The organism is Nocardia sp. NPDC055321, from assembly GCF_053645575.1.
In genome coordinates this window covers 17,958-35,290 of record NZ_JBSHMS010000021.1, presented here as the reverse complement: position 1 = coordinate 35,290, position 17,333 = coordinate 17,958, and the positions used below count along the sequence as shown (strand labels likewise).

At 70.1% G+C, this 17,333-nt stretch carries 13 protein-coding genes; 10 read left to right on the top strand and 3 right to left on the bottom strand.

Features of this window, described 5'->3' with window-relative positions:
* Positions 1 to 46: 46 nt before the first annotated feature.
* A complete protein-coding gene (locus tag ACWIGI_RS30005) occupies positions 47 to 250 on the bottom strand; it encodes a cold-shock protein (protein WP_354987380.1) in 204 nt (67 codons plus the stop codon).
* Between the two features lie 292 nt (positions 251 to 542).
* Here ACWIGI_RS30005 and smc point away from each other — a divergent pair, with 292 nt between their 5' ends.
* Both smc and ACWIGI_RS29995 read left to right on the top strand, forming a co-directional pair.
* Positions 543 to 4,151 (top strand): chromosome segregation protein SMC, encoded by a 3,609-nt coding sequence (smc, locus tag ACWIGI_RS30000; protein WP_454205965.1) that lies wholly within the window; start codon positions 543 to 545, stop codon positions 4,149 to 4,151.
* A 97-nt stretch (positions 4,152 to 4,248) separates the two neighbouring features.
* Positions 4,249 to 4,911 carry an HAD family acid phosphatase gene (locus tag ACWIGI_RS29995; RefSeq protein WP_454205963.1) on the top strand — a complete coding sequence of 221 codons (663 nt, stop codon included), beginning with the start codon at positions 4,249 to 4,251 and terminating at the stop codon, positions 4,909 to 4,911.
* Between the two features lie 91 nt (positions 4,912 to 5,002).
* On the opposite strand, the gene ACWIGI_RS29990 is transcribed toward ACWIGI_RS29995, so the two are convergent.
* Entirely contained in the window at positions 5,003 to 5,902 is a 900-nt protein-coding gene (locus tag ACWIGI_RS29990) for an NmrA family NAD(P)-binding protein (RefSeq protein WP_454205961.1), read from the bottom strand.
* Positions 5,903 to 6,419: 517 nt separating this feature from the next.
* On the opposite strand from ACWIGI_RS29990, the gene ACWIGI_RS29985 reads away from it, so the two are divergent.
* Both ACWIGI_RS29985 and ACWIGI_RS29980 read left to right on the top strand, forming a co-directional pair.
* Complete coding sequence (locus ACWIGI_RS29985) at positions 6,420 to 7,226, top strand: TetR/AcrR family transcriptional regulator (protein WP_454205959.1); 807 nt, start codon at positions 6,420 to 6,422, stop codon at positions 7,224 to 7,226.
* Positions 7,227 to 7,334: 108 nt separating this feature from the next.
* Positions 7,335 to 8,240: a hypothetical protein gene (locus ACWIGI_RS29980; RefSeq protein WP_454205957.1), complete on the top strand. Its 906-nt coding sequence runs from the start codon at positions 7,335 to 7,337 to the stop codon at positions 8,238 to 8,240.
* 243 nt (positions 8,241 to 8,483) lie between these two features.
* Here the strand turns inward: ACWIGI_RS29980 and ACWIGI_RS29975 are convergent, their stop codons facing one another.
* A complete protein-coding gene (locus ACWIGI_RS29975; protein WP_354987389.1) occupies positions 8,484 to 8,873 on the bottom strand; it encodes a DUF2237 family protein in 390 nt (129 codons plus the stop codon).
* A 215-nt stretch (positions 8,874 to 9,088) separates the two neighbouring features.
* On the opposite strand from ACWIGI_RS29975, the gene ftsY reads away from it, so the two are divergent.
* From ftsY to ffh, 6 genes are all read left to right on the top strand, one after another.
* Positions 9,089 to 10,657: a signal recognition particle-docking protein FtsY gene (gene ftsY, locus ACWIGI_RS29970; RefSeq protein WP_454205955.1), complete on the top strand. Its 1,569-nt coding sequence runs from the start codon at positions 9,089 to 9,091 to the stop codon at positions 10,655 to 10,657.
* Between the two features lie 265 nt (positions 10,658 to 10,922).
* A complete protein-coding gene (locus ACWIGI_RS29965; protein ID WP_454206115.1) occupies positions 10,923 to 12,233 on the top strand; it encodes an ammonium transporter in 1,311 nt (436 codons plus the stop codon).
* Positions 12,234 to 12,236: 3 nt separating this feature from the next.
* Complete coding sequence (locus tag ACWIGI_RS29960; protein WP_067827260.1) at positions 12,237 to 12,575, top strand: P-II family nitrogen regulator; 339 nt, start codon at positions 12,237 to 12,239, stop codon at positions 12,573 to 12,575.
* 169 nt (positions 12,576 to 12,744) lie between these two features.
* A complete protein-coding gene (locus tag ACWIGI_RS29955) occupies positions 12,745 to 15,213 on the top strand; it encodes a [protein-PII] uridylyltransferase (RefSeq protein ID WP_454205953.1) in 2,469 nt (822 codons plus the stop codon).
* Positions 15,214 to 15,410: 197 nt separating this feature from the next.
* Positions 15,411 to 15,686, top strand: coding sequence for a hypothetical protein (locus ACWIGI_RS29950; protein ID WP_454205951.1), 276 nt, complete (start codon positions 15,411 to 15,413; stop codon positions 15,684 to 15,686).
* A 64-nt stretch (positions 15,687 to 15,750) separates the two neighbouring features.
* Positions 15,751 to 17,322 carry a signal recognition particle protein gene (gene ffh / locus ACWIGI_RS29945; protein ID WP_454205949.1) on the top strand — a complete coding sequence of 524 codons (1,572 nt, stop codon included), beginning with the start codon at positions 15,751 to 15,753 and terminating at the stop codon, positions 17,320 to 17,322.
* The last annotated feature ends 11 nt before the right edge of the window (positions 17,323 to 17,333 follow it).

The window sequence follows — 17,333 nt, the reverse complement described above, 5'->3', positions numbered from 1 at the left end:
CGCCGTTCTGGCACTTCGCCGGCTGAGTGAACAGCCACGCTGAGAATTACAGCGAGGTGATGTTCTCCGCCTGCGGGCCCTTCTGGCCCTGCGCGATGTCGAACGAGACCTTCTGGCCCTCGGTCAGCTCGCGGAAGCCGGTGGCGGCAATGTTCGAGTAGTGGGCGAAGACGTCGGGGCCGCCACCGTCCTGCTCGATGAAGCCGAAGCCCTTTTCAGTGTTGAACCACTTGACGGTACCGGTAGCCACGATGGACTCTCCTCTTTGTTTGGTGCGACCCACACTTTGCGGATCTGATGTCGCTGTAATGATTCCCCATGGAATCACTGGAAACACAAATGCGCGCCTGCGTCATGGTCAGCAGGCGCGTACTGAAGTCTGTGAGAACCAAAAGTTGCAACGCCACGAGGCTACCTGATCTTTCAATGATCCGACGAATTGGGCCCGCGGACCGAGCGCGAGCCGAACCGCCGGACCGGGAACCGGACGCGTTCCCGGCATACTCGGGGCAATCGCGATCGACCGGGTAACCTGGGCGGCTGTGCATCTGAAGAGTCTGACGCTGAAGGGTTTCAAGTCCTTCGCGTCCGCGACGACGCTGCGGTTCGAGCCCGGCATCACCTGCGTGGTGGGCCCCAACGGCTCCGGCAAATCGAACGTCGTCGACGCCCTGACCTGGGTCATGGGTGAGCAGGGGGCCAAGGCGCTGCGCGGCGGGAAGATGCAGGACGTCATCTTCGCCGGAACCGCGGGACGCGCGCCACTCGGTCGCGCCGAAGTGACGTTGACCATCGACAACTCCGACGGCGTGCTGCCGATCGACTACTCCGAGGTCTCCATCACCCGCCGCATGTTCCGCGACGGCGCCGGCGAGTACGAGATCAACGGCAACACCTGCCGCCTGATGGACGTGCAGGAACTGCTCAGTGACTCCGGCATCGGCCGGGAGATGCACGTCATCGTGGGCCAGGGCCAGCTCTCGGCCATCCTCGAATCGCGGCCCGAGGACCGGCGCGCGTTCATCGAGGAGGCCGCGGGCGTGCTCAAGCACCGGCGCCGCAAGGAGAAGGCGGTCCGCAAGCTCGACGCCATGCAGGCGAACCTGGCCCGCCTGACCGACCTCACCACCGAACTGCGCCGCCAGCTCAAACCCCTGGGCCGCCAGGCCGAGGTGGCCCGGCGCGCGGCCACCGTGCAGTCCGAACTGCGGGACGCGCGCCTGCGCCTGGCCGCCGACGACCTGGTGAGCCGCAGGCGCGAACTCGAGAGCCAGCAGAGCAAGGAGTCCTACGCGCGCGAGCAGCAGGTCACCGTGCACGCCGAACTCGACGCCGCCAATGCCGCACTCGCCCAGCAGGAATTCGAGCTCTCCCGGCTCACCCCGGGCGCCGAGGCCGCCGCGCAGACCTGGTTCCAGTTGTCCGCGCTGACCGAACGCGTCAACGCCACCATCCGCATCGCGCGCGATCGCGCGCGCAACCTCGCCATCGAGCAACCCACCGGCGCCGGGCGCGATCCCGACCAGCTCGAGCGCGAGGCCGAACGGGTCGAGATGGAAGAGGCCGAACTGCTCGCGGCCGTCGAGATCGCCACCGAGACCCTGGAATCCGCGCGCGAGGCGCTCTACGAACGCGAACAGGCCGCCAAGGCCGCCGAACAGGCGCACCTGGCCGCCGTGCGCGCCATCGCCGACCGCCGCGAGGGCCTGGCCCGGCTCGCGGGCCAGGTCGACACGCTGCGCTCGCGCGCGCAATCGGTGGACGGGGAGATCACCCGCATCTCGGACTCCATCGCCGAGGCGCGCCGGCGCGGGACCACCGCCGACACCGAGTTCGAGTCCGTCCAGGAGGAATTGGGCGAACTCGACGCCGGTGAGGCCGGACTGGACGCGCAGTACGAGCACGCCGCCGAAGCGCTGAAGCTGGCCGACGAGCGGGTCGACGAACTGCGCGACCGCGATCGTGAGGCCGGCAAGCGCGTGGCCTCGCTCTCCGCGCGCATCGAGGCGCTCACCATGGGCCTGGCCCGGCGCGACGGCGCGGCGTGGCTGCTCGAACACCGCTCCGACGGGCTGCTCGGCCCGCTCTCGGGGCTGTTGCGCGTGCACGGTGGATTCGAAGCCGCCGTCGCGGCCGCGCTCGGTCCGCTCGCCGACGCGGTGGCCGCCGACACCGGGCCGTCCGCGCACGCCGCGGTGCACGCGCTCAAGGAGGCCGACGGGGGCCGCGCCGCGCTGGTGTACGCCGGTGCCGCGGAACCGGACTCGCGCGCACGCGGCGACCTGCCGGCTGCGGCGCAGTGGCTCGCCGAGGTCGTGGAGTGCCCCGACCACATGCGCGGCGCCATCGCCGCGCTCACCACCGGCATCGCCGTCGTCGCGGATCTCGCCGCCGCCGACCAGGTGCTGCGCGCCCGCCCGGAACTGCGCGTTGTCACCCGCGACGGCGACCTCACCGGGGCGGGCTGGGTGCTCGGCGGCTCCGATCGCGCACCGAGCCAGCTCGAGATCCAGGCCGAGATCGACGCCGCCACCACCGAACTCGCCACCTGGCAGCGCACCGCCGAGGAACTCGAGGCCACGCTCGCCGGGGCGCTCGCCGAACAGACCGACCGCAAGGACGCGGTCGAGCACGCGCTGCTGGCCCTGCACGAATCCGATCAGAACCTGGTCGCCATCTACGACCGGCTCGGGCGGCTCGGGCAGACCGCGCGCACCGCGCAGCGCGAATGCGAGCGACTCGTAGCCCAGCGCGCCGAGACCGAGGCCGGGCGCACCGACACCCTGGCCAAGCTCGAGGAACTCGAGGCGCGGCTGCGGCACGCCGAGGCCGAACAGTCCGAGGTGGGCAGCGAATCCGCCGGCACCGAAACCGCGGGGTACGCCCGCGAGGAGGCCGCCGCCGCGCTCGCCGAAGCCCGGACCATGGAGGTCGAGGCGCGCCTGAGCGTGCGCACCGCCGAGGAACGCGCGGAGTCGGTGCGCGGCAAGGCCGACGGGTTGCGCCGGGCCGCGCGCGCCGAACGCGAGAACCGGGCCCGCGCCGAACGCCAGCACGCCGCGCGTACCCGCGCCGCCGAGGTCGCCGCCACGGTCGCGGACTCCGCCGAGCGGATCGCCGCCCAGCTGGAGAAGGTCGTGGCCGAGGCCGCGGCCCGCCGCGACGAATTGGTGCGCCGCCGTACCGAATTCGCCGCGCAGGTGGATCAGACCAAGGAGCGCGCCCGCGCGCTCAACACCCAGCTCGCCCAGCTCACCGACACCGTGCACCGCGACGAGGTCGCTCGCGCGCAGGCCGCGCTGCGCATCGAACAGCTGGAAGCGACCATCTCCGAACAGTTCTCGCTCGCGCTGGACGATCTCATCGGGGAGTACGGTCCCGACACCCTCACCCCGCCCTCCGCGGTCGAGATGATCGAGTACGAGCAGGCCCGCGAACGCGGCGAGGCGGTCACCGAACCGCAGCCCATGCCGTACGACCGGCCCACCCAGGAACGCCGGGCCAAGCGCGCGGAGAAGGACCTGGTCACCCTGGGCAAGGTCAATCCTCTTGCGCTGGAGGAGTTCGCGGCGCTGGAGGAGCGGTACAACTTCCTGGCCACCCAGCTCGAGGACGTCAAGAAGGCGCGCCAGGATCTGCTGGACGTGGTGGCCGAGGTCGACGCCCGCATCCTGCAGGTGTTCACCGAGGCGTGGGAGGACGTGGAGCGCGAGTTCGTCGGGGTGTTCGCCAAGCTCTTCCCCGGCGGTGAGGGCAGGCTGCTGCTGACCGATCCCGCCAACATGCTCACCACCGGCATCGAGGTCGAGGCCCGCCCGCCGGGCAAGAAGGTCAAGCGGCTCTCGCTGCTGTCCGGCGGCGAGAAGTCGCTGACCGCGGTCGCGTTGCTGGTGGCCATCTTCCGGTCGCGGCCGTCCCCGTTCTACGTGATGGACGAGGTCGAGGCCGCGCTCGACGACACCAACCTGCGCCGGCTCATTACACTCTTCGAACAGCTGCGGGAGAAGAGCCAGCTCATCGTGATCACCCATCAGAAGCCGACGATGGAGATCGCCGACGCGCTCTACGGCGTCAGCATGCGCGGTGACGGCATCACCCAGGTCATCTCCCAGCGGTTGCGCGGGGAGAACCTGGTGGGCGCGGCGACCTGAAGGCCGAATCCCGTTGACCGGGAGTGAAATACCCGACAGCGCGAGTATGTGAAACATGATCACGTAGCTATGGATGGCCGAATACTGTCCGGTGACCATGAAGCGTTCTATTGCAGGTATCGCCCTCGGTGTCGCCGCCGCCCTTGCTGTTCCGGTCCCCGCGGCGCTGGCCGATACGGGTTCCTCCTCGCTCTCCGGCGGCACCGGATCGTCGTCGCTGTCCGGTGGCACCGGGTCCTCCTCGCTGTCGGGCAACGGCGGGACCAAGCCCAGCTACGACCAGTGGATCGCGGACGTCACCGTGGTGGCCGACGAGGCGCGGGCGTACCTGAGCACGCGGCTGCCGGCCGCGGGCAAGCCCGCCATCGTGTTCGACATCGACAACACCACGCTCGAGACCACCTACAACGCCGCGCCCATCACCCCGGCCATCCCGCCCATGCTGGCGCTGGCGCAGTGGGCCAAGTCCCAGGGCGCCGCACTGATCTTCGTGACCGGGCGGCCCGCGCTCATGGGCGTCTACACCCAGGCCAACCTGCAGGCGGTCGGGTACACCGTGGAACGGCTGTACGGCACCCAGCCGCAGACCCTCTCGGCCGGTTCGGCGGGGCTCGAGGCGTACAAGACCGCCAGCCGCATCGACATCGAGTCCCGCGGGTACACGATCGTCGCCAACATCGGGAACAGCGCTTCGGACCTGGCGGGCGGGCACGCCGAACGCACGTTCAAGCTGCCGGACTACGACGGCGCGCTGAACTGACGAGCCGAGCCCGCGGCTCAGGCTGCCGACGCCCCCGGGATTGTCCCGGGGGCGTTTTCGTTGACCCGGGCCCCCGCCGCCCGCGCGGAACCTAACCCGCCAGGCGCGCTTTGATCTGTGCCGCACCGGTTTCGGTCAGCCAGTCGTCGAAAGTGCGCAGGCCCGGGTGGATGTCGCGGACCGCGGCGATGTCCGCGTGCCAGCCCTTGCCCGCGTGCGCGGTGAGCCAGACGTTGGTCACCTCGGGGCCGAGTGCGCGGGCCTGGGCCTCGGTCACCTCCTCGTATTCGACGGGGTGCCCGGTGCTTTCGGCGATGCGGGCCGCCGCCGCGACCGGGGTGGGGTCGTCGCCCGCCAGTTCCAGCACGAGGCCGTGGAAGCGGTCCGGGTCGGTGAGCGCCAGCGCGGCGATGGCGCCCACGTCGGCGAGGGCTATCACCTGCAGCGGGGCGTCGGCGACGAACAGGTGCCGGTGCAGCCCCGCGTCGGTGAGGCCGTCCACCGGGGAGTTCCGCAGGAGATAGTTCTCCATGAAGCGGACCGGCCGCAGGATGGTCCACCGTAATTCGCTCGCGCGCAGCGCGCCTTCGATCCGGCGCTTGCCGTGCGCGCCCCACGGGCCTTCCTCCTGCAGACTGGCGACACCCGTGAAGACGACGTGGTCGATACCCGCGGACCGCGCCGCCGCGATGAACGCGGTACCGCGCCCCGCCTCCAGTTCGGTGTCCCACGCGCCCGCGGCATAGGTGGCGGGCGGCACCAGCAGCGCCGCGCTTACTCCCGACAGCGCCGCCGCGAGGGTCGCCGGGTCGTCGAAGTCGCCGACGGCCAGTTCCGCGCCCGCCGCGGCGAGCGCACGGGCCGCTGGAGCGTCCGGGTCGCGCACCAACGCGCGCACCGGGATTCCGATATGCAGCAAATGTCGGGCTGTCGCTCCGCCCTGCTGTCCGGTGGCCCCGGTGATGAGAATCGGATCTCGTTGAACAGACATGAAGTTCGCTCTCCTGGATAGTATTCGGGTCGAGCAACCCGTATCCGGACGCTACGTCCGCCCCGCAGCCCCGCCCACCCCCGCGACGAGAGCCCGTAACGAAATGACCACCCCCCGCGCCTCCCGCTCCGGCCCCGCCTCCACCCCGCCACCCTCGCCCCCCGCCGCCTCGCGCGTCCTCCAGCCGCCCGCTGCCGGGACCGGCGCCGCCCACGATCCCTACGGCCTGAGCCCCCACCTCGCGTCCGGTGTGCGAGCCGATCGTGGCCCGGCCGCCCGGATTCCGGCCCTCCCCGGCATCGGTTCGGCGGCACCGGCTTCCGGCACCGAGGTTCCTGGCCACCGGCCCACTGTGCCGACGTCCACCCACCCGGACTCGAGTACAAGTGCCGGGAGCACCAGGGCTGACGTGCGGCCCAGGGCTGCTGGTCGCGGAACGGATCGCGGCTCGGGTGCGCCGTCGCCTGGTCGCTCGGGCGCCGGGCCCGTGCGCGGCGGCGCGAGTTCGGGGCTCGATGTGCGGGTCGGAGTTCCTTCGGAGATCGGTTCGAGGGCAGCGGCTTCCGGTGCCGCGGGTTCGGCCGCGAGCATCCGGGCCGACGCGCGGCGTAACCGGGCGCTGGTGCTGGCCGCGGCGCAGCGGGCGTTCGCTACCGAGGGGGTCGACGTCTCGCTGGCCGAGATCGCGCGGCGGGCGGGGGTGGGGGCGGGGACCGTGCACCGGCACTTTCCGGCCAAGGCCGAACTGCTCGAAGCCGTGCTGCAGCAGCGGATCGACCGGCTCACCGCGGTCGCCGTCGGGTACCGGGACGCGGCGGATGCCGGGGTCGCGTTCTTCGCCTTCTGTACCGAGGTGGTGGTCTCGACCCCGGGCAACCAGGAGTTGTGCGAGGTCACCGCGCAGGATGGGTGGCCGAGTCCGGTGCTGCGCCAGGCGGGGGAGCGGTTCCACCTCGCCCTCGGCGAGTTGCTGGACAGCGCGCACGCGGCCGGCGCGGTGCGGGCGGACCTCACCCTCGAGGACGTGCTGGCGCTGTTCACCGGATGCGTTGCCATCCAGCACCTCTCACCCGGTCAGCGGGCGCTGTCCCGGGGCGCGGGTCTGGTGCTGGAGACCATGCGACCGCCCGCCGGGACCGTTGTCACGAAAGCCGGAACTCGCACCCGGCTCCGTAACGAAACCTCGTCGCGTAACGAAACGCGGCACTGCCCCATCTGCGTCGCGCCCCTGCCCGCCGGGCGTTCGGGCCGCCCCGCGCGGTACTGCTCACCCGCCTGCAGGCAGAAGGCGCACCGCCGCCGGCGTTCGCTCGAAAACTGCTGACGCACCGGACATCCGCTTTCCCGTCACGTGAAAGTGACTGATGTGCATACCAATTCGTGACCAGCGGAGGCGACCGAAATGCCCCGGTCCGGCAGTAGGCTTCGCTGCGTGGTTTGGGTGTCTGCGATCGCTTTCGGCGTCGCGTGGTGGCTCGGTTGGTATCTCCTGGCTCGCGATTCGCGGAAGCCGGCCTTACGCCGGGCCGGAATCGGATTGCTCGCGTACGCGGCGGCGGTGGTCGCCGATCGCCTCGTCGGCGGAGAACCCTGGTTCGACGGATTGCACGTGGTGCTCGTCAGTTTGCCCGCGGTGGCCTGGAGCGGCGTCTTCGTCGCCCTGCTGCCCGACCGCTGGAACGCGCGCGCGGACCGGTTGTGGCGGCTGATCTTCCTGCCGATCTGCGGATTCGCGGCGATGCCGGGCGCGGCGGGCCTGATGCCCGCCGCCTACCTGCTGGGCACCCTGGCGATCATGGCCCTGCTCGGCACCATGCTGGCGGTGCTCGGCCGCCAATGCGACTGGGCCGAGGACTCCCGCCGTCCGGTCGCCAGCCTGTTCACCACCGGCGCGCTCATGTTCGGGCTCACCGCGGCGCTGATCCTCCTCGGCTTCAATGTGCTACCGCACAGCGGCATGCTCGCGGCGCTCGCGGTGGATCTGGTGCTGCTCGGGGTGGGCCTGGCGGTGCTCGACGCCTTCGACGAGGGCGAGGAGCTGTACCCGGACATGGCGCACTCCCTGCTGATCTCGGCCGTCACCGCCGCGGTGTTCGGCGGTCAGGCCGCCGTCGTGCTCGTCCTGGTCGGGGAGCGGCCCGCGCTGGTCGCCCTGTTCTTCGGCACGATCGCGGCGTCCGTCCTCATGCGGGTGCTCGAGGCGCCGCTGCACACGGGCATCGACCGCCTGGCCTTCTCCTCCAGGCCGCACCTGCGCGCGATCCGCACCGAACTGCGTACCACCGCGAAGTCCCTGCCCCGCAAGGCCTCCGGCACCGAGCCCTGCGCGGTGCACTGATCGAGTAGGGCCGGGCGCGCCAGGGTTCGGTGCCGAACATCCGGTGGCCGTGGGCCGTTCGGCGAACGCCGGCGGCGCAGGCCGGTCGGATGTTCGCGGAAGCGACCGGATCGCGGTCGAGCCACGACCGAGCCGTGCCCGGGAATCACGGTGCGCGACAGGGCGCTCCGTATGCCGCACCCGCGGTGATCGGCGTCGCCCCCGCCAGCACCCGGTGTGTTCGCTCCGCTGGACGCCCGCGGCTCAGAGCAGGTCGCTGACGTCGTTGGGCACGTCCACCGCGTACTTGCGCAGCGTTTCCATGGGCACCACCTCGAGCGCGTTCTCGTGGGTGGCGGCCAGCACCACCGGCGCCGCGACACCGTCCTCGTGCGCGTGTAGCCAGCGCACCGCCACCACACACCAGCGATCACCCGGCTGCAGGCCCGGGAAGTTGTTCTCCGGGCGCGGCGTCACGAGATCGTTGCCGATCGATTTCTGGTGATCCAGGAATTCCGCGGTCACAACGGTGCAGACGGTGTGGCTGCCGAGATCTTCGGGCCCGGTGCTGCAGCAGCCGTCCCGGTAAAAGCCGGTGAGAGGATCGGTGCCACACTCCTCCAGCGGTCCCCCAAGCACATTTCGATCGGTCACGCCGCCGATCCTATTGTCTCGGTGTCGCATTCGCCGCTCCTTCCGAAGTGTGGTGCGTTGTCAAGCAGACCGGTCGGTCGTAGGTTTGCCATAAGGCGTGTCCGGCGGCGTGTCGATAGCGTTCACGTACCGATGTGTGCTACATGACACACCCCGTGAACTCGTCGGTAGGTGCGTGAATCGGGCAACACTCATCCCTCTGAGAGGATGGCCGCGTGACTGCACAAGCCTGGATCCTCATCGCCGTTATCGCCGCGGTCCTGCTGGTGGCGTTCGTCTCGGGATTCGTCCTCGCCAAGCGGCGGCGTATCTCGCTGACCCCGCCCGCCGAGGCGAAGCCCGAGCTGACCGACAAGTCGGGCGGCTATACGGCCTCGTCGGGATTCAGTTTCAGTCAAGGCGGCGGGACGGCGACGCTCCCGGCCCCGGCCCCCGAGCCGCTGCCCCGGACCGCGCCCGCGCCCGCCGAGCGCACCGAGACCGAGGGACAGCCCGCGGTCGGCGACGACGCCGCGGTGCCGCGCGACTCCGGCCGTCGCGGCATTCACGACGTCCGCCTGCCCGATCCGGTCCAGGGCCCCGAGCGCGCGCCCGAGGACGCCGACGCGGTCGAGACCGGGCAACCGGCGAGCGACGCCGCCACCGCTCCGGCGGAGACCCCGGCTCCCGCGACGCCCGAGGTTCCCGAAGCCCCGGCCGCCCCCGAGACCGCCGCGCCCGCGGCGGAGGCGGCCGCCACCGCTCCGGCCGAGCCGATCGCCCCCGAAGCTCCCGCGGCCCCCGAAACGCCCGCAGCCCTCGAAAAGACCGCGCCGCCCGCCGAATCCACTCCGGCCGAGCCGGAAATCCTCATCCCCGAGATCGAGCCGACCGCGGGCCGCCTGACCCGCCTGCGCGGCCGGTTGTCCCGCTCGCAGAACGCGGTCGGCAAGTCCCTGCTCGGCCTGCTCGGCGGCGGTGACCTGGACGAGGACTCCTGGGAAGAGGTCGAGGACACCCTGGTCATGGCCGACCTGGGCACCGCGGTCACCGCCACCATCGTGGCGCGCCTGCGCGAGGAGATGGCCCGCAGCACCGTTCGCACCGCCGACGACGCCCGCGCCGTCCTGCGCCGGGTGCTGATCGAGGCCCTGCGCCCGGAGCTGGACCGTTCCATTCGCGCCCTACCGCACGACGACCACCCGTCCGTGCTGCTGGTGGTCGGCGTGAACGGCACCGGAAAGACCACCACCACCGGCAAACTCGCGCGCGTGCTGGTGGCAGACGGCCGCCGGGTGCTGCTGGGCGCGGCCGACACCTTCCGGGCCGCGGCGGCCGATCAGCTGCAGACCTGGGGTGAGCGCGTCGGCGCGGAGACCGTGCGCGGTAAGGAAGGCGCCGATCCGGCCGCCGTCGCGTTCGATTCGGTGAGCGCCGGCATCGATCGCGGCGTGGACGTGGTGCTCGTCGACACCGCCGGCCGCCTGCACACCAAGACCGGTCTGATGGACGAGCTGGGCAAGGTCAAGCGCGTGGTGGAGAAGAAGGCCGCCGTGGACGAGGTGCTGCTGGTGCTGGACGCTACGGTGGGCCAGAACGGGCTCACGCAGGCGCGGGTCTTCGCCGAGGTCGTCGACATCACCGGTGTTGCCCTGACGAAGCTGGACGGTACGGCCAAGGGCGGCATCGTCTTCCAGGTGCAACATGAACTCGGCGTTCCGGTCAAACTGGTCGGTTTGGGTGAGGGCGCGGACGATCTCGCACCCTTCGAACCCGGGGCTTTCGTCGACGCGCTGCTGGGCTGAACGGCCCGGAACCACGCGCATCAGGGGAAACACCGACATCCTCACAGCACCCGCGTAACAGTGGTGCGACGTTGGAAACCTGACCGCAACAGTGCAATCTCATCCGTTCACCTAGGTGAAACGCGGCAGGATCACGGAGGAAACACCGACTGAGGAACCTCATTGCAGGCTCGATTTGCCGGATTCGGCAGAGCCAGATGATGAGGAGGAACTAGAGGTGGCGTTTCCGTTAACCGGTGCACCTGACGCCGGAGACACCGCATGGATGCTGGCCAGCGCCGCACTCGTGCTGCTGATGACCCCGGGTCTGGCATTCTTCTACGGCGGCATGGTCCGTGCGAAGAACGTGCTGAACATGATCATGATGAGCATCAGTGCCATGGGCGTGGTAGCCGTCCTATGGGTGCTGTACGGCTTCTCGATTGCCTTCGGTGAGGACAAGGGCAATCTGATCGGCGATCCGACCCAGTACTTCGGACTGAAGGGTCTGATCGGCGGCACGTACCTCGCCAGCACGGCCGAGGACGGCGCGACGACGGCGGCGAGCATTCCGCTGGCCGGTACGATCCCGCTCACGGTCTTCGTGGCCTTCCAGGCCATGTTCGCGATCATCACCGTCGCCCTCATCTCGGGTGCTGTCGCCGATCGCCTGAAGTTCGGCGCCTGGCTGCTCTTCGCCGGCGTGTGGGCCACCGTGGTCTACTTCCCGGTCGCGCACTGGGTCTTCGCCTTCGACGGCGTCACCTCCGAGACCGGTGGCTGGATCGCCAACAAGCTCAAGGCGATCGACTTCGCCGGTGGCACCGCGGTCCACATCAACGCCGGTATCGCCGCGCTGGTCCTGGTGCTGGTGCTGGGCAAGCGCAAGGGCTGGCCGCAGACCCCCATGCGCCCGCACAACCTGCCGTTCGTCATGCTCGGCGCGGGTCTGCTGTGGTTCGGCTGGTACGGCTTCAACGCCGGTTCCGCGGTGGGCGCCAACGGTATCGCCGGCGCCACCTTCGTCACCACCACCGTCGCCACCGCCGCGGCCATGCTCGCCTGGCTCCTGGTGGAGAAGCTGCGCGACGGCAAGCCGACCTCGCTCGGCGCGGCCTCGGGCATCGTGGCCGGTCTGGTCGCCATCACCCCCTCCTGCTCCTCGGTGAACGTGCTCGGCGCCCTCGCCATCGGCGTCATCGCCGGTGCGCTCTGCGCCCTGGCCGTCGGCCTGAAGTTCAAGTTCGGCTTCGACGACTCGCTCGACGTGGTCGGCGTCCACCTCGTCGGCGGTATCGTCGGCACCCTGCTGGTCGGCCTGTTCGCCGCGCCCGAGGCCCCCGCGGCCGTGGCCGGTCTGTTCTACGGCGGCGGCTTCGAGGTCCTGATCAAGCAGGCCGTCGGCGCCGGTGTGGTTCTCGCCTACTCGGGTATCGCCACCCTGATCATCGCCCTCGCCATCAAGTTCACGATCGGGCTGCGGGCCGATGAAGAATCCGAGTTCGTCGGCATGGACGAGTCGGAGCACGCGGAATCGGCATACGATTTCGCTGCTGTGGGTGGCACGGCACGTACCACCGCCGTCAAGGAGGCATGACGCATGAAACTGGTAACCGCAATCGTCAAACCGTTCACGCTCGAGGACGTGAAGTCCGGTCTGGAGCAGGCGGGCGTGCTCGGCATGACCGTCAGCGAGGTCCAGGGCTACGGCCGCCAGAAGGGCCACACCGAGGTGTACCGCGGTGCGGAGTACTCGGTGGATTTCGTCCCGAAGGTCCGGGTCGAGGTCGTCGTGGACGACGCGTCGGTCGAGAAGGTCGTCGAGGTCATCGTCGAGGCCGCCCGCACCGGCAAGATCGGTGACGGCAAGGTCTGGGTCACCCCCGTCGAGGGTGTCATCCGGGTCCGCACCGGCGAGCGTGGATCCGACGCTCTCTGAGCGAACACGGATCCGAGCTCGCTGAGCACTGAAGATCGATGAGCGGCGGCCCCGCTCCCGCCCGGCTCACCCCGGCCGGGACGGGGCCGCCTCCGTGCTTTCCCCGGGCGAGAGGTTCCGGACGGCGCACGACGCGCCCGGGACGCCGAACTGAACGAGGTGGGTAGTTGTGGGATTCGAGCAGGCACGCGACGAGCAGGGTTCGGGCGCCAAGTCCAATGGGGCGTCGGATCTGGTCCGGGCGCGCACCCAGTTGCTCGCCGAGCATTCCGCCCACGGGCGCAGCTCCCGGCTCGATCCCGAGGCCCTGCGCCAGGCCCTGGTCGATCTCTTCGAATTGTGGCTGACCACCAAGGCTTCCGAGGTCGGCATCACCGCCGACAGCGGGCTGGCCATCGTCGCGGTGGGCGGACTCGGCCGCCGCGAGATGCTGCCCTACTCCGATCTGGATCTGGTGCTGCTCTACGACGGCGTCGATCCCAAACGGGTGGCCGAGGTCGCCGATCAACTCTGGTATCCGCTGTGGGACGCCCACATCAAACTCGATCACAGCGTGCGCACCGTCCCGCAGGCGCTGCGGGTGGCCGCCGATGATCTGACCGCCGCCCTCGGCATGCTCGAGGCCCGCCACATCGTGGGCGACGAGGGGCTGAGCAATCTGCTGATCAGCGGTGTGCGCCGGGACTGGCGCACCGGAATCCGTTCGCGCTTCGACGCTTTGATCGCCCAGGCCGAGACCCGCTGGCGGCGTAGCGGGGAGATCGCGCACCGCGCCGAACCCGACCTCAAGAACGGGCGCGGCGGCCTGCGCGACATCCAGCTGCTGGACGCGCTGGCCATCGCGCAGCTGACCGACGCCATGCCGGGGCTCGGCCCCGACGTGCCCGGCGGGGGACTGCTGCAGGCGCATCGCCGCCTGCTGGACGTGCGCACCGAGCTGCACCGGGTGGCCGGTCGCGCACGGGACCAGCTGCGCGCCCAGGACGCCGATGAGATCGGCGCCGCGCTGCGCGTCGGTGACCGCTTCGATCTGGCCCGGACCCTGAGCGACGCGGCGCGCACGGTCAGCTATTCCGCCGACGTCGGGCTGCGCACCGCCGCCAACGCCCTGCCCCGGCGCGGGCTCGCCCGGCTGCGGCGCATGCCGGTGCGGCGCCCGCTCGACGAGGGCGTGGTCGAGCACGCCGGTGAGGTGGTGCTCGCGCGCGACGCGCGACCGCAGCGCGATCCCGGGCTGATCCTGCGGGTGGCGGCGGCCTCGGCGCAGACCGGGCTGCCGATGTCCGCGACCACGCTCAACCGGCTGTCCGAGGACGCGCCCGAACTGCGCGAACCGTGGCCGAAGGAAGCGCTCAACGATCTGCTGGTGCTGCTCGGCTCGGGTCGCGGCGCGATCGAGTCCATCGAGGCCCTGGATCGAACGGGCCTGTGGGGCAGGCTCTTTCCGGAATGGGGCGTGGTGCGCGATCTGCCGCCGCGCGATGCCATGCACACCTGGACCGTCGATCGCCATCTCATGGAGGCGGTGTCGCAGGCGGGCGCGCTCGCCACCCGGGTCGCGCGCCCGGACCTGCTGCTCATCGGGGCGCTGCTGCACGATATCGGCAAGGGGCGCACCGAGGATCACAGCGTCGTCGGCGCGGAACTGGCGACCTCCATCGGCCGACGGCTGGGGCTGTGGCCCTCGGACGTGCGTACGCTCTCGGCCATGGTCCGGCACCATCTGCTGTTGCCGGACACCGCGACTCGCCGCGATCTGGCCGATCCGGACACCGTGAACATGGTGGTCGAGGCGCTCGAGGGTGATTCGCAACTGCTCGAACTGCTGCACGCGCTGGCCGAAGCCGATTCGCTCGCCACCGGCCCGGGGGTCTGGAACGACTGGAAGGCCTCGCTCATCGGCGATCTGGTGCGCCGCTGCCGGCTCGCGATGGCGGGGGAGGAGCTGCCCAAGCCCGAGCCGATTCCGGAGGAGTTGCGCGTGCGGGCCGAAAAGGGCGGCGTCCACGTGGAATTGAAGCCGGGGCAGGGTCGCTACACCCATGTCGTCACCGTGGTGGCCCCGGACACCCCGGGGCTGCTCTCCGATGCCGCCGGGGTGCTCGCGCTGCATTCGCTGCGGGTGCTCTCGGCGAGTCTCGACGGTATCGGCGAATCGGCCATCGATACCTTCGTCGTCGCACCGCGATTCGGTGATCCGCCGGATCCGGGTCTGCTGCGCCAGGAATTGATCAGGGCCATCAACGGGGATTTGGATCTGGTTTCGGTGCTCGCGCGAAAGGAACGCGAGGCCGGTGGAACCCAGCCCAGTCCGTACGCGCAGGCGAAACCGCGCGTGATCTGGTTCGAGACCGCCGAACCCGGACGGGTGCTGCTGGAATTGCGCGCCGAGGACCGTATCGGTTTGCTGAGTCGTTTGGCTGCCGCGCTCGCGGAATCGGGCGCCAACGTGTGCTGGGCCAAGGTCGGGACCATGGGCGCGGCGGTCGTCGACTCGTTCTGCCTGGACCTCGGCGCGGCCGACACACCGGAACGCCGAGCCGAGATCGAGGCGGCGGTGCTGGGGGTGGTGCCTCCGCAACAACCGAAGAAATCGCCCGAATCGGACACGGAAAACGATTCAACCTCGATTTTCTGAACGATTGCTAGGAAGTTGGATTAGCTGGCAAACCAACTGTTTGCCAGTTAATCCGATTGTTGCACGCAATTAGCTGAAGTGCGGATAGCGTGATCCCCGGCACACCCTAATATCGCCTCATCCCGAGCTGTTACAGCCTTTGAGGGGAGCAGTTGGTGGCAATCGAAGTTGTTTCCGCGTCGACTATGACGAGTGATATGACCACGCACATTGCCCGCTGTGTCGGTGGCGACCGCTGGGTCGTCTCGTGGCTGCCCGGGCGAACACTGACCGGTCCGCAGGCGGTGACAGCCATGACCATCGCGGCCACCGTCACCGATCCGCGCGAACCATCCCGGGCCCAATGGGCCGTCCTGGACGGCCTCGCCCTCCAACTCGGCCTGACCGCCCGCGAAGCCGTCGGGATGGTCGCCGGCGAGCGCCACGACCTCCGTCGCCCGGTCGCTTCGCCGCGACCTCGCTCCCTGGAATAACGGCCCGCCGCGTTCCCCACTACCCTGGTATCTCGAGTGACGTCCCTCGAGATCAGGAGCATCGGTGTTCGAATCCCTTTCCGACCGGTTGGCCGGTGCCCTCAAGGACCTTCGCGGAAAGGGGCGCCTGTCTCCGGCCGATATCGATGCGACCGCGCGGGAGATCCGGCTCGCGCTGCTCGAGGCCGACGTCGCGCTGCCCGTGGTCCGCGCCTTCATCGCCAAGATCAAGGAGCGGGCCAAGGGCGCGGAGGTCTCGGCCGCGCTGAACCCGGCGCAGCAGGTCGTCAAGATCGTCAACGAGGAACTCGTCGGCATCCTGGGCGGCGAGACCCGGCGGCTGCAGTACGCGAAGAACCCGCCCACGGTCATCATGCTGGCCGGTCTGCAGGGCGCGGGTAAGACCACCCTGGCGGGCAAGCTCGCCAAATGGCTCAAGGGACAGGGACATCAGCCGCTGCTGGTGGCCTGCGACCTGCAGCGCCCCGGCGCGGTCACCCAGCTCCAGGTCGTCGGCGAGCGGGCCGGCGTGCCGGTGTTCGCGCCGAACCCGGGCACCTCCATCGGCGGCGGCGAGAACCCGCTGGGCGTCTCGGCCGCGGATCCGGTGCTGGTCGCGCGCCAGGGCATCGAAGAGGCCCGGAACAAGCAGTACGACATCGTGATCGTCGATACCGCGGGCCGCCTCGGCATCGACGCCGAGCTCATGTCCCAGGCCGCCGGCATCCGCGACGCGGTGAACCCGGACGAGATCCTGTTCGTGCTCGACTCCATGATCGGCCAGGACGCGGTCACCACCGCCCAGGCGTTCCAGGACGGCGTCGGCTTCACCGGCGTCGTGCTCACCAAGCTCGACGGCGACGCCCGCGGTGGCGCGGCGCTGTCGGTGCGCGAGATCACCGGCAAGCCCATCCTTTTCGCCTCCACCGGTGAGAAGCTCGAGGACTTCGACGTCTTCCACCCCGACCGCATGGCCAGCCGCATCCTAGGCATGGGCGACCTGCTCTCGCTGATCGAGCAGGCCGAGCAGGTCTACGACGCCAAGCAGGCCGAGGAGGCCGCCCGCAAGATCGGCTCCGGCGAGCTGACCCTCGAGGACTTCCTCGAGCAGATGCTGGCCATCCGCAAGATGGGCCCGATCGGGAACCTGCTCGGCATGCTCCCGGGCGCGGGCCAGATGAAAGACGTTCTCGCGCAGGTCGATGACAAGCAGCTCGACCGCGTGCAGGCCATCATCCGCGGCATGACCCCCGCCGAGCGCGACAACCCGAAGATCATCAACGCCTCCCGCCGCCTGCGCATCGCCAACGGCTCGGGCGTCACGGTCTCCGAGGTCAACCAGCTGGTGGACCGCTTCTTCGAGGCGAAGAAGATGATGGGGATGATGAGCCGCCAGTTCGGCCTGCCCGGCTCGCGCGGCGGCAACAACAAGAAGGGCAAGGGCAAGAAGGGCAAGAAGGGCGGCCGCGGCCCGACCCCGCCGAAGATGCGCGGCGGCTTCCCGGGGATGCCCGGCCTGCCGGGCGGCATGCCCGCCGGGATGCCGGATCTGGGCAACCTGCCCGCCGGGCTGAACGAGCTGCCCCCGGGCCTGGAGGGCCTGGATCTCTCGAAGCTGAATTTCCCGAAGAAGTAGTCGCGTAGCGA